Annotated in this window: 8 protein-coding genes; 2 read left to right on the top strand and 6 right to left on the bottom strand. The window is 53.9% G+C overall.

Annotation, left to right across the window (positions count from 1 at the left end; genetic code table 11):
- The first annotated feature begins 132 nt into the window (after nt 1-132).
- Both FKN99_RS01140 and FKN99_RS01135 read left to right on the top strand, forming a co-directional pair.
- Nucleotides 133-1,215 carry an efflux RND transporter periplasmic adaptor subunit gene (locus tag FKN99_RS01140; RefSeq protein ID WP_172116177.1) on the top strand — a complete coding sequence of 361 codons (1,083 nt, stop codon included), beginning with the start codon at nt 133-135 and terminating at the stop codon, nt 1,213-1,215.
- Nucleotides 1,215-4,292: an efflux RND transporter permease subunit gene (locus FKN99_RS01135; RefSeq protein ID WP_172116176.1), complete on the top strand. Its 3,078-nt coding sequence runs from the start codon at nt 1,215-1,217 to the stop codon at nt 4,290-4,292. The genes FKN99_RS01140 and FKN99_RS01135 overlap by 1 nt, the downstream gene beginning before the upstream one ends.
- A 44-nt stretch (nt 4,293-4,336) precedes the next feature.
- Here FKN99_RS01135 and FKN99_RS01130 read toward each other — a convergent pair whose 3' ends face one another.
- From FKN99_RS01130 to glsA, 6 genes are all read right to left on the bottom strand, one after another.
- Nucleotides 4,337-5,491, bottom strand: a complete 1,155-nt coding sequence (locus FKN99_RS01130) for a linear amide C-N hydrolase (RefSeq protein WP_172116175.1) — start codon at nt 5,489-5,491, stop codon at nt 4,337-4,339.
- Nucleotides 5,492-5,746: 255 nt separating this feature from the next.
- A complete protein-coding gene (gene rsd, locus FKN99_RS01125; RefSeq protein ID WP_172116174.1) occupies nt 5,747-6,217 on the bottom strand; it encodes a sigma D regulator in 471 nt (156 codons plus the stop codon).
- A gap of 131 nt (nt 6,218-6,348) precedes the next feature.
- Nucleotides 6,349-6,849 carry a disulfide bond formation protein B gene (locus FKN99_RS01120; protein ID WP_172116173.1) on the bottom strand — a complete coding sequence of 167 codons (501 nt, stop codon included), beginning with the start codon at nt 6,847-6,849 and terminating at the stop codon, nt 6,349-6,351.
- Entirely contained in the window at nt 6,846-8,486 is a 1,641-nt protein-coding gene (gene gshA, locus FKN99_RS01115; protein ID WP_172116172.1) for a glutamate--cysteine ligase, read from the bottom strand. The genes FKN99_RS01120 and gshA overlap by 4 nt, the downstream gene beginning before the upstream one ends.
- A 193-nt stretch (nt 8,487-8,679) precedes the next feature.
- On the bottom strand, nt 8,680-11,022 hold the full coding sequence (locus FKN99_RS01110) for a Tex family protein (protein ID WP_172116171.1): 2,343 nt from the start codon (nt 11,020-11,022) through the stop codon (nt 8,680-8,682).
- A 171-nt stretch (nt 11,023-11,193) separates the two neighbouring features.
- Nucleotides 11,194-12,147 (bottom strand): glutaminase A, encoded by a 954-nt coding sequence (glsA, locus tag FKN99_RS01105; protein WP_216657921.1) that lies wholly within the window; start codon nt 12,145-12,147, stop codon nt 11,194-11,196.
- Nucleotides 12,148-12,458: the final 311 nt, after the last annotated feature.

Raw genomic sequence — 12,458 nt, 5'->3', positions numbered from 1 at the left:
CCATACAGTGACTTTGCCTTCATCGGGCCTGCAATCACTCGCTGCAAGCCGTTGGTTGCGCTATTGTATCGCTGCACCTTTTTTCTTGTTCGTGTGTCGTTGCACACAGTTGCCAGGGATAGATCCCCCTTTATGCGCAAACTTCCCTCTTCTTATATGCTGGCCAGCTTACTGGTATTGGGTCTGGTCATTTGGTTAGTGCTGGGCGATTTTCAGCGCTTTCAATCCGCGCCTCCCGAGGCACAAAGTAGCTCCGTAAGTGGCCCTCGCGTTGAAGTAATGACACTCGACAGCATGCCCTACATCCCTCAGCAAATGGTTCAAGGCCAGCTAACTGCCGAGCGTGAGGTCACCCTGCGCGCCAACGTCGGCGGGTTTGTCGTTGAAAAACCTATTCCCCAAGGGAGCCCTGTTGAGGCCGGGGATACGCTGCTTGTGTTGGATAACGACGCCCTGCCAGAACGCTTGCAGCAAGCCCGCGATGAGCTTGAACTCGCCCAAGCCGAATACTCCGGTGCCCAGAATTTGCGTGATCGTCAGCTTATTTCTCAGCCCGAACTGCTACGTTTACAAGCCTCGTTAAGCGCGAGTGCAGCGCAAGTCGCTCAGCTTGAAAAACAGCTGGCCGACTCACGCCCCCAAGCCCCGTTTAGCGGCACGCTAGACCGTATTGAGGTTGAATTGGGTGACCTTGTTCAACCCGGCGAAGAGTGGGGCCGACTGGTAGATGATAGCCGTTTAACCGGCACCGCTTGGGTGTCTCAACAGCAAGTAGGTGACTTGGCCGTCGGCCTGCCCGTTACGGCTCGCTTGCTCAATGGCGCTCACCTTGATGGCGAGCTGAGCTTTATTAGCCGCCGGGCCAATGAAGCAACGCGTACGTTCTATGTCGAAGCGACGTTGGATAACCCTTTGCAGCTGCCCATGTCCGGCGGTAGCGCGGAGCTTACGATTACCCTGCCGCCCCGCTCTGTACACAGTCTCTCGCCTGCTCTGCTGTCTCTTGGCCATGAAAATCAGCTGACTATCAAGCATATCAATGCCGATAACGAAGTGATTGAGACGCCGGTGGAGCTGGTTAGCGCGACGATTGAAAGCGCCTATGTAAGTGGGCTGCCCGATCAGGTGCGCTTGATCACGCTGGGCGCTGGCCTTGTGAATGCAGGCGAGGTTGTCGAGCCTGTTTCTGTTGACGCTGCATCCGAGGCCCGCTAATGCGCCAGTTGATTGATGCCGCGCTTCACCATACGCGCACCACGCTGTTTCTGCTGGTTAGCCTACTGCTGGCAGGCGTGGTTGCCTGGCAGGTCATTCCCAAGGAAGCCAACCCCGACGTTACGATTCCGCTGATTTACGTTTCGCTAACGCTGGAGGGCGTGAGCCCGGAGGATGGCGAGCGTCTGCTGATTCGTCCTATGGAGCAGGAACTGCGCGGCATTGCAGGACTGCGCAAGTTCACTGCCCAATCCAGCGAAGGCCACGCCTCTATTTCATTGGAGTTTGACCCAGGTTTTGACCCTGACACGGCGCTTTCCGACGTTCGTGACCGCGTTGATATCGCCCGCAGCGACTTACCTTCCGAAGCGGATGAACCACGGGTTATGGAAGTCAATGTGTCAGAGTTTCCGGTACTCAGCATTGGCCTTTCGGGGCAGTTGGATACCCGGGAACGGATTACCGTGGCGCGCCGCTTAAAGGAGGAGATTGAAGGCATCGCTGATGTGCTGGAAGTGGATATTGGTGGTGAACAGGAGGACTTGCTGGAGATCGTGGTCGACCCACTGGTGCTGGAGAGTTACGGCATCGATTTCAATGAGCTGTTTAACATCGTCTCCAATAACAACCGGCTGGTAGCGGCGGGCAGCCTGGATACTGGCGCAGGCCGTATGGCGCTGAAGGTGCCCGGCGTTATCGAGTCGCTTGAAGATGTTATGAATATGCCGGTGAAGGTGGATGAGGACCGCGTTGTTACCTTTGGCGACGTCGCTTGGATTCACCCAACCTTTAAAGACCCCGCAGGCTTTGCGCGTATTGATGACCAGCCCGCCGTAGTATTGGAAATATCCAAACGCGCTGGTGCCAACATTATTGCCACCATTGCTGCTGTGCGCGAGACACTCGACCAGGCAAGTGATTTGCTGCCCGAGCAGTTAAATATCACCACCATTCTCGACCAATCGGTCACGGTTGAGGATATGCTCTCAGAGCTTCTCAATAACGTACTGACCGCCGTAGTACTGGTGCTCATCGTGGTGGTTGCCGTGATGGGTTTGCGCATGGCGCTTCTGGTGGGCCTGACTATTCCTGGCGCCTTTTTAACCGGTATTCTGCTGGTCTGGGCGTTTGGGTTCACGCTCAACATTGTGGTGCTCTTCGCCTTGATTCTGGTCGCGGGCATGCTGGTAGATGGGGCGATTGTGGTGAGCGAGCTGGCGGATCGTCATCTGCGCGAGGGGCAATCGCCTCACCAGGCATGGCTGAATGCCGCCTCACGTATGAGCTGGCCGGTGATCGCCTCTACCGCCACGACACTTGCGGTGTTTATCCCCCTGCTGTTTTGGCCCGGCATGGTCGGTCAGTTTATGAAGTATCTGCCTGCAACCGTTATTCTCTGTTTACTGGCGTCGCTGGCCATGGCGCTGATTTTCTTACCCACACTTGGGCGACTGTTTACCCGTACGGCCTCCGAGCCGGCGCAGGGCGGAGTTCGCCCCGACCAAAGTACTCGGCTGGGGCGCGGCTATCGGCGCCTACTTTCCCGCCTATTGGCCCGCCCTGGCTGGGTACTTATTATTGCCGTGCTACTGCTGGCGTTAATTTACACAGCCTACGGGCGCCTCAATCACGGGGTCGACTTCTTCCCCAATGTTGAGCCGGACAGCGCCCAGGTGTTGGTACGCGCCCGTGGCGACTTCTCTGCTCTGGAGGCGGATGCCATTGTTCAGCGCGTGGAGGCACGGCTATCAGGGATGAGCGAAGTACAGGCGCTCTATGCGCGTTCGTTTGCCGTTCCAAACGAGCAACTGGGGAACGATGTTATCGGCGTACTCCAGTTCCAGTTTATTGATTGGTATGAGCGCCGCCCTTCCCGAGAAATTTTGGCCGATATGGCCGAACGCGCCAGCGACATTCCCGGTATTCGTCTGGAGTTCCAGGAGCAGGAGATGGGGCCAGGAGGCGGAAAGCCTATCGTTCTGGAAGTCAGCGCCATGAACCCAGCCGTTGCCGATGCGGGGGTGGACCAGTTACAAGCCATCATGCATGAGCTAGGGGGGTTCGTTGCCATTCAGGATAACCGTAGCCTGCCAGGCGTGGAGTGGCGGATCAATGTGGACCGGGAAGCGGCCGCGCGCATGGGCACTGATATCACGACCATTGGCAGTGCGGTGCAACTGCTTACCAACGGCTTACAGGTAGCCAGCTACCGGCCGCCTGACGTTAGTGATGAGGTCGATATTCGAATTCGGTTACCGGAAGGTTGGCGCTCACTCGACCAACTCGGCCGCATGACGATAAACACACCGCGCGGGCAGGTGCCTATTTCTCACTTCGTGGAGATTACTCCGGCACCCAAAGTAGGCACGCTTAATCGTATTAATGGGCGCCGCGCCATTACCGTCGAAGCTGATTTGGCGCCGGGGTACCTGGCAGATGAACGTTTAAGGGCACTGTTTCAGGAAGCGCAAGACAAGCTGCCCGATGATTTGATGGTGAATGTGGCCGGTGAACAGGAGGACCAACTGGAAGCGATGCAGTTCTTGATCAGTGCGTTCTTTGTCGCTATTGGGCTGATGTCGCTGATCCTGGTGACTCAATTCAATAGCTTCTACCAAGCGATTCTAGTGCTTTCGGCCATCGTCTTCTCGACAGCCGGAATATTGATAGGGCTGCTGATCACGGGTCAGGCCTTTGGCATTGTGATGGTCGGTATGGGGGTCATTGCGCTGGCTGGTATCGTGGTGAATAACAATATCGTACTAATCGATACCTATAATGAGTTACGTCTTGAAGGGATGGCACCGGCCGAGGCCGCATTGGAAGCAGGCTGTTTGCGGCTTCGCCCGGTGCTGTTAACGGCAATCACCACAGTGCTGGGTTTGATGCCGATGGTACTGGGCATGAACGTCAACCTGTTCGCACCATCACTTGGGTTCAACGCCCCTTCAGCGCAGTGGTGGACACAGATGTCGAGCGCTATTGCGGGCGGGCTTACCTTCGCGACCGCCCTCACCCTTCTGCTGACGCCCTGTATGCTGGTGCTGGGTGGCAAACTACACCGCCACAAGCCGTAGCAGCCAGACGAACATAGGGGGCCGTTTGAGCGGCCCCCTTTCTCTTATTGACTCAAGGCCAGCGTGGCGTCTTGCGGGCCATGAACCACGTCCTTGAGTTCAACATGACGGATCTCATCAATATCCGTTAGCTCATCCAGATCGAAATGGATGTAGTTAAGGCTATCGTAAGAGCGCAGATGAAGCGTCCGCTGCTGAAGGTCAATCAGTGACGTCCAGGAGGTGTACTCCGAGGTGTAGACACGATCATTGTTAACACCGGGGGCCGCAATATTTTCAATCGAGTCGCGGAATCGGTTGTCGATGGTAATACCGCGCGGCCGGTCAAAGTTATTCATGACATGGGCAAGTGTGGTGATGGCGCTGTCTGTATTTTCTGCTTTTTCAGCAAACTGGGAGTAGTAAATAGCGCGGACAAAGCGCCCCACTGACGTATTCGACGCAGGCAGCCCGGCCGTCGCAATTCCTGAGTCAGGCTGAGCAAGTTTTACCCCACTCAATTCCAGCTTTGATTGGTCAATGTTACTTAAAAACGTGTAGTTATTCAGGTTGGTCATGTGCCAGGAAAATTCTGGTCCGTTGGTCATAACCCCTAGCGGGTTGTCGATAACATTCTGCTCGTGATTGGCAAACTCAATCACGATGGATTTACCCGTGGCATCGTGCAACGTGTAGTGAAACGGCGTATCCAGCACGCCCATCGGCAGTAGCGACGTCACCATAACAGGTTGTTCTTCTAACGCCTGCTTTACTTCGTCAACGGTAGAAAACTGAGAAAGCGCCCAAGCGCCGAGGTCGATAGCTGCCAGCACCGCCTGCGTATTGTTAACCATATCGGCGGGGCCTTCGGTGCTGGCATACGCCAGCAAGCCAAACGTCAAACCCTTGTCGTTAACACCTTCAGCTACTTTTAAATCTTTTGATACGGGGTCCGGCACCGTAACGGCAACAAAGGCGTTTTGGCCGGTAAAGTCCAGCACGTGATGTTTATCAGCCTGCGAGCCAAAGCTAGTGCCGGCTGGAAAGTAGGACACTTTATAAGGTAGCTCCATCGGCAGTTCCATGGTGCGGCCCGCATAAAATTTATCATTTGCGTCACTATAAAGAAGGGAGGTACATGCGGCCACTGTGGGCGCGAGAGCAATACTGATGGCCGATAGGCAAAAACCTGCTAAACAAGGCTTGGAAAAACGTCGCATACTACTCTTCTTCATCTTATTAATAGTTAAACCATACTTCAGGTAAACTATAGCTTATTTACTATCAAATCAACGTACGTAAACATCTCCTGCATAAAAGAAACAGTATTGGCTCGTTTAGTCTCAATGGAGCAGCAAGTATCGCCCAACTAAACCAGGGCGCTTGGGAAGATTAGCCGGAATAAAATTCGACAAAAAGCACCTTCAAGGGTGCTTTTATCTGGCGCAAAACAACAAGCAATGAAGAAGAAAGACTTAGCTGGGGGTATTGGCGGCGTGCAAACGGGCAATGAGCTGGTCCTCTAACGCGAAACGCTCAGAGAGGCCTTTTGCCAAGCGATCAATCCAGGCGGGTAGCCGCACCAAATGCTGCTGGCAACGCACAGGTGACTCGTAATCCTGGTCGAACTCAAGCACCATTTGCGTAGACATCTCAAGGCGTTCCAGAAGCCGTGATGCGATGTGCAGCGCACTCTCATCATCAAAGGCTTTCGCTTCTTCCGCGAGTTGGGGGTAAATCTCAAAATGCCCAGCGCTAATATAATCCATTAGCGTCTGGCTAAAGATATCAATGCGCTCTTTGCTAACTGCTTCCAATTCAGTGTCGCAGGCGTCCTTCAGCTCGATAAAGCTCGCCAAAAGCGTGCGGCGCTGCTCCAGCCAGCGGTCAATCAAGCCATGAACGCCTCCCCAGCGCTCCTGGGCATTTTTGCAATCTTCGAGCATGGGTTTCTCCTTGCTAATAGCCACCTACAACAGAGCAAAACTCGCTTTTCCACCTTTCTCTGTCAATTCTGTTAGGGGCCGTTTCCTTGATACTCGCGGCCAGCCAAAACGCTGGCCGCACAAACAGCCATCTATCGCTTGATAGCTAGCCATAATATCCGCAGAGGTACAAGCGCCAGGACAACAAAGCCGAGGAATGTCCAGACAGACAGAGAAGCCCCCATGAAGGTAAAGTCAATTTCGGCGCACTCTCCCGAGCCGGTCAACACCATGGCAACGACATCCTGCATGGGCAGGATATCCATCATGTAGCCAAGACCTGGGCCGCAGGACGGCACCTCGTCGGCCGGGAGAGTTTGCAGCCATACGTGGCGACCGGCAATAAACGCGCCGGTGGCTACCGCTATCAACCCCAACACACCGTAAATGCCTTTTCCCACACAGCCGCTTGGATTGTGGATAGCCGCAATCGCAAAAATCACGCCGGCGGCAATGACCGCTACGCGCTGAAAAATGCACAGCGGGCAGGGTTCAAGACCCATAATATGCTCAAGGCCAAGCGCGACGGCCATCATCAAGACACAAAATGCCAAGCCTGCAAGGGCCACGGGGCGAAGTGCTGTGGGCTTCATTGCCTCTCCTCAAGTAGTAACGCAGACAACGCGCGCGATTCACGCGCTTTGGTAAAGTACGTATCGAGGAAGTCAGCAAAGCTCTCCTGGTCTGCCGCTTCTATATCTTTCTGCTGCTGATGCGAGGTCTCAATCAACTGGTCAAGCAAGGCTTCGCGCGAGCGTAGCATGGGTGTGTTTTTAAGCTTTTCGCTCTGCTCCTTGGCCAGCCCAAGCAGCGTATCACTTAACGAGCCATTGCCCTCTTTCATAAGCGCCAGAAGCTGAGCCGAGGGTGTCAGCGAAGGATCCTGCAAACGCGGGGCCAGCTCCTTGAGTGCTGCCGCGTGAGGCGCATCGTCTTCCACAGCATCCAGCAGGCGGGCGACTTCGTGCAATTCTGCAAAAATCTGCTCGCCCCACTCACAAACCGAGGTGGTCTGGCCATTACGAATCAGCGTTAACTCTGGGTCACGGCCGCGCTCCACCACCCAACGACGGTTATCGTCCAGGCGGTCGCACTCATCATCAGAAATCCACGGGCTATCGCTGAGTAAACACCACATCAGGAAGGTGTCTACAAAGCGCATCTGCGTCTCGGTGACGCCCAGCGGGTCAAAGGGATTCAGGTCCAAACAGCGCACTTCAATATACTCAACACCGCGCGCCTCAAGCGCTTGGCTAGGCGTTTCGTTATGCTTGGCGACGCGCTTGGGACGAATATCGCTGTAGTACTCGTTCTCTATCTGGAGAATATTGGCATTCAACTGCTGCCAGTTGCCCTCTACATTAACCCCGAGTTTTTCGTAATCCGGCCACGGCGTTGATATCGCATGGCGCAACGTATTCACATAGTTGGATAACGAGTTAAAGCAGATTTTAAGCTGAGCCTGGACCTTGTTTTGATAGCCTAGATCCGACATACGCAGCGTCGTAGCAAACGGGGCATAAAACGTATCGTCGTTGAGTGGCTTCAACTTTTCAGGCACGTTGCCGTTAGGCAAAAAGCTTTTATCTACCGCAGGCGAAGCGCCAAACAGATAAAGCAGCAGCCAGCTATGACGTCGAAAATTACGGATAAGGCCAAAATAGCGCGTCGAACGATAGTCGTTAAACGGGATATTATTCGCACCTTCCAGCTCGCGCAGCGCGTGCCACATATCATCAGGTAACGAGACGTTGTAGTGTACGCCAGCAATTGCCTGCATGATCCGCCCATAACGTACGTCCAGCCCTTTACGGTAGACGTGCTTCATGGTGCCAACGTTGGAAGAGCCGTAATCCGCAATGGGCACGCTGGCATTACCTGAAAGCCGTGACGGCATACTCCCCGGCCAGACCCACTCCTGGTCAAGGTGCTGATAGGTAAAGGTGTGCAGATCCGATAAAAAGGCCAAGGCTTCACGCGGCTGCGAATACACCGGGGTAATGTATTCAATCAACGCTTCTGAATAATCAGTGGTGATATGCGGGTGCGTTAGCTTGGAACCCAAAGCTCTTGGGTGCGGGGTTTGCGCAATATGGCCGTTTGCATCAACCCGCAGTCCTTCTTTTTCCAACCCGCGGCGTAAGCGTCCCATGCGGCCCAAGCGCGCGCTGGGCAACAGTCGCTCAACCTGGGAGGTCAACGAAGATGGCACAGTGAGTGGTTCAGGCAAGGTGAACACTCCTTGTCAGTAAGGCTCGTTTTGGACGAGCCTTGGTGAAATCAGGTGGCATCGCCAGCATATCCATCAATCATAAAAGGCAGGATATGGCGGCAGCCCTAATATTTTCAAGACATGTATTTTCAAGACACGTATTTTCAAGCCACGCAAGCCTTCAAGTTACATAAGCGTTCAACGTATGCGTCTACTTGCCCTGCTTGGCTTTCAGCAATGCCGCCCCCAGCGCCCCCATTGGCGCCGAAGTTTCCGCGCTCTTACTGGCAGGTCGTTGGCTACGTGGTGATTTTTGCGACCCTTTATTAACGGCTGATGACGCGCGCTCTTGCTCACTCTCCGGCTCATCATTCAGGCGCATGGAAAGCCCCACCCGCTTACGGGCAATATCCACGCTCATCACTTTTACCGACACAATATCACCCGCTTTAACTACGCTACGTGGGTCGTCAATAAAGCGATCAGACAGTGCAGAGATATGTACCAGACCATCCTGATGGACGCCAATATCTACAAACGCACCAAAGGGCGTTACGTTCGTCACGGTGCCCTCCAGTACCATACCCAGCTTCAAATCCTTGAGCGTTTCCACGCCCTCGCGGAATTCTGCAGCTTTAAATTCAGGCCGTGGGTCACGACCCGGCTTATCAAGCTCGCTCAGAATGTCGCTGACCGTGGGCACACCAAAGCGCTCATCGGCAAAATCAGCGGGCTTTAACGCTTTCAGCGCTGCGCTATCGCCAATCAAGCCTTTAACATCACGGCCACTTTGTTTAGCGATGCGCTCGACCAGGGTATAGGCTTCCGGGTGAACGGCACTTGCATCCAACGGGTTATCCGCATTGCTGATGCGCAAAAAACCTGCGCACTGCTCAAAGGTTTTGGGGCCCAGGCGGCTAACGTCCAGCAGTGCTTTACGGCTTTTAAACGCACCAAGGCTGTTACGCTGGGCCACGATATTCTCAGCTATCGCAGCACTTAGGCCTGCCACCCGAGAGAGCAACGCACTTGACGCCGTATTAAGGTCAACCCCCACGGCGTTAACACAATCTTCAATGACAGCCTCCAGGCTACGCGATAGCTGTACCTGAGAAACGTCATGCTGATACTGGCCTACGCCAATCGACTTGGGCTCAATTTTAACCAGCTCAGCCAGCGGGTCCTGCAACCGACGAGCAATCGACACCGCACCGCGTATGGTGACATCAAGATCCGGCAGTTCACGAGAAGCGTATTCCGAAGCGGAGTAAACAGACGCCCCAGCTTCCGACACCATCACTTTACTGACCCGATACTCAGGCGCCAGTGCTTTCAGTAGCTCCCCTGCCAGCTTGTCGGTTTCACGGCTGGCGGTACCATTCCCAACAGCAACCAGTTGAACGCCATGCTGCTTAACGAGCTTAGCCAACACGTTGAGCGACTCATCCCAACGGTTTTGTGGCGCATGCGGGTAAATGGTGGCCTGATCAATAAACTGCCCGGTTGCATCAATGACCGCCACCTTACAGCCGGTACGCAAACCAGGATCAAGCGCCAGGGTGATTTTTTGCCCAGCGGGCGCGGCCAACAGCAGATCTTTCAGATTGGCGGCAAACACCTCAATGGCGGTTTGCTCAGCCTGCTCGCGCAAACGCCCCAGCAGTTCGGTTTCCAGCGCTGTGTAGAGTTTCACACGCCATGTCCAACGGACCACCTCGCCCAACCATTTATCAGCAGCGCGGCCCTCATCGCTAATACCGACGTGTTTGGCAATGGCTACCTGGGCGGGATGAATAGGCGCATCATCTTCACCAGGCAAGCGAATAGCAAGGCTCAGCACGCCTTCATTGCGGCCACGGAACATGGCAAGCGCACGGTGTGAAGGCACTTTGGCAAGCTTTTCATCGTGCTCGAAGTAATCCGCAAACTTAGCGCCTTCTTGCTGCTTGCCCTCCAGTACACGGGCACTCAGTTCACCCTCTTGCCAGAGTCTCTCGCGCAGCCGCCCAATCAGTTCTGGGTCTTCGGCAAAACGCTCCATCAGGATTTGCTTAGCGCCGTCCAACGCCGCTTTGGCATCTTCAATGGCGGGAACATCACCCTCTGCCGGGCACAGGTAACCGGCTGCTTCTGTTTCAGGATCAAGCGCGGGGTTCGCTAACAACGCATCCGCCAACGGTTCAAGCCCCGCTTCACGGGCGATTTGTGCCTTGGTACGGCGTTTTTTCTTAAAGGGTAAATAGAGATCTTCAAGGCGTTGCTTGGTTTCTGCCGCGTCAATGCTCGCCTTGAGCGATGCATCCAGCTTACCCTGCTCATCAATGGCTGCCAGAACGGCGACACGGCGCTCTTCAAGCTCACGCAGGTAGCGCAACCGCTCATCCAACTGACGCAGTTGGGTATCATCTAATGCCCCGGTAATTTCTTTACGGTAACGGGCAATAAACGGCACGGTGGCACCGCCATCCAACAGCTCTACCGTAGCCGCTACTTGCTGGGTACGCACGCCTAGCTCGTCGGCTAAGCGGGAAATAATTCGCTGATTGACATCCATAAATTGCAACTAACTCATGCAGCATTTTTTAGTGCTGACAAGGTATCACAATCAGCCTACTACCGCTGTATCTGCACAAGACTCCCTTTATAGCAATGGGGATAAAAGACCGTTCAGGGCGTGGCCGCCCTTTTAATTGCCATGAACAGTAACCTTCTTTCTTCAAGGCATTTACTGGCAAGGAGCCTTGAAGAGATTGAGACCCAGCGATGCCGCAGCAGCCTTGACGGCGGCCTGACCACGAATGCTATTGCCAGCCTCATCCAAGCGAGGAGAAAAAGCGGCTATCGCGAGCTGCCCCGGCATGACAGCGAGAATCCCCCCACCAACACCACTCTTCGCGGGCAAGCCTACCTCATAAGCCCAGTCTCCAGAAGCTGTGTAAAGTCCCTCCATCATCATTTCAGCCAATATATAATGGACATAACGCGCATCCATAACCTGTCGCTTGGTTAACGGATTAATACCACCTGCAACAAGCGTTGCTCCCATCGTGGCAAGATCCTTGCAATTAATCAGGGTAGAGCATTGCCGTGTATAGACATCGACAGTGCGTACCGGGTCGCTATAACACGCACCAGCGCTTTCAAGCAGCCATGCGATAGCCCGGTTATGGGCGTTGGTAGACTGCTCAGACGCATTAATCTCGGCACTCATGGCAAGATCTCGTCCCGCAAATTCACACTGGCACTGGAGAATAGCTTCAAAGCATTCGTCTGCACTCTCCCCGGGCACAAGGCTTACCGTCGCTATAGCGCCAGCATTGACAAGCGGAGAGAGCGGCTTGTCGTTATTTAACTCCAGTGCGATGATGGAATTGAAAGGCAGTCCCGTTGGGCTATCTCCAATTTTATCGCGAACAGCATCAGGGCCAATATGCTCCATGACCATCGCCAACGTAAATACTTTTGAGATCGACTCAATTGCAAACGCGTAGTCGCAATCCCCTTCGGTATAGACTTGGCCATCTGCCGTTATGATGGCAAGTGAAAACAGCTCAGGATCAACAGAGGCTAGATAGGGGATATAATCAGCGTTCTTACCTCCATGCGCTGCTTGCCCCGCCTCCATGCCTGCCTTTAACGCGCTTTCGATATCCGCTTTCATTCCAGTAGATAGCCCCATTCGCCTGCCTCTTCAATGGCATATTTCATTCAGCTCTGGACAGTTATCATGGAAGCCATTTACCAGCTCTGCTTCCATACTGAAGCATGATCATCATGCCAGAACGGTTGAGCGCAATTAGCTACCGTTGATAGCGTGGCTGCGCCTGATACTACTGCGTTAAACATCAGCTCGGAATACTCTTTTATTCTCTGTAAGTCCCGTTTATTCCTTGCTTCTAAGCATTTTTTTAATCAGTAGTCTTTGAAAAACTACGTTTAAAAAAATCCACTGAAGGATTTTTATAGTTCTCGCTAATACGTTATATCGAA

This window comes from Halomonas hibernica (assembly GCF_013183775.1).
Taxonomy (GTDB): domain Bacteria; phylum Pseudomonadota; class Gammaproteobacteria; order Pseudomonadales; family Halomonadaceae; genus Vreelandella; species Vreelandella citrativorans.
The sequence above is the reverse complement of the archived record's forward strand: the minus strand, read 5'-3'. Positions and strand labels throughout refer to the sequence as shown.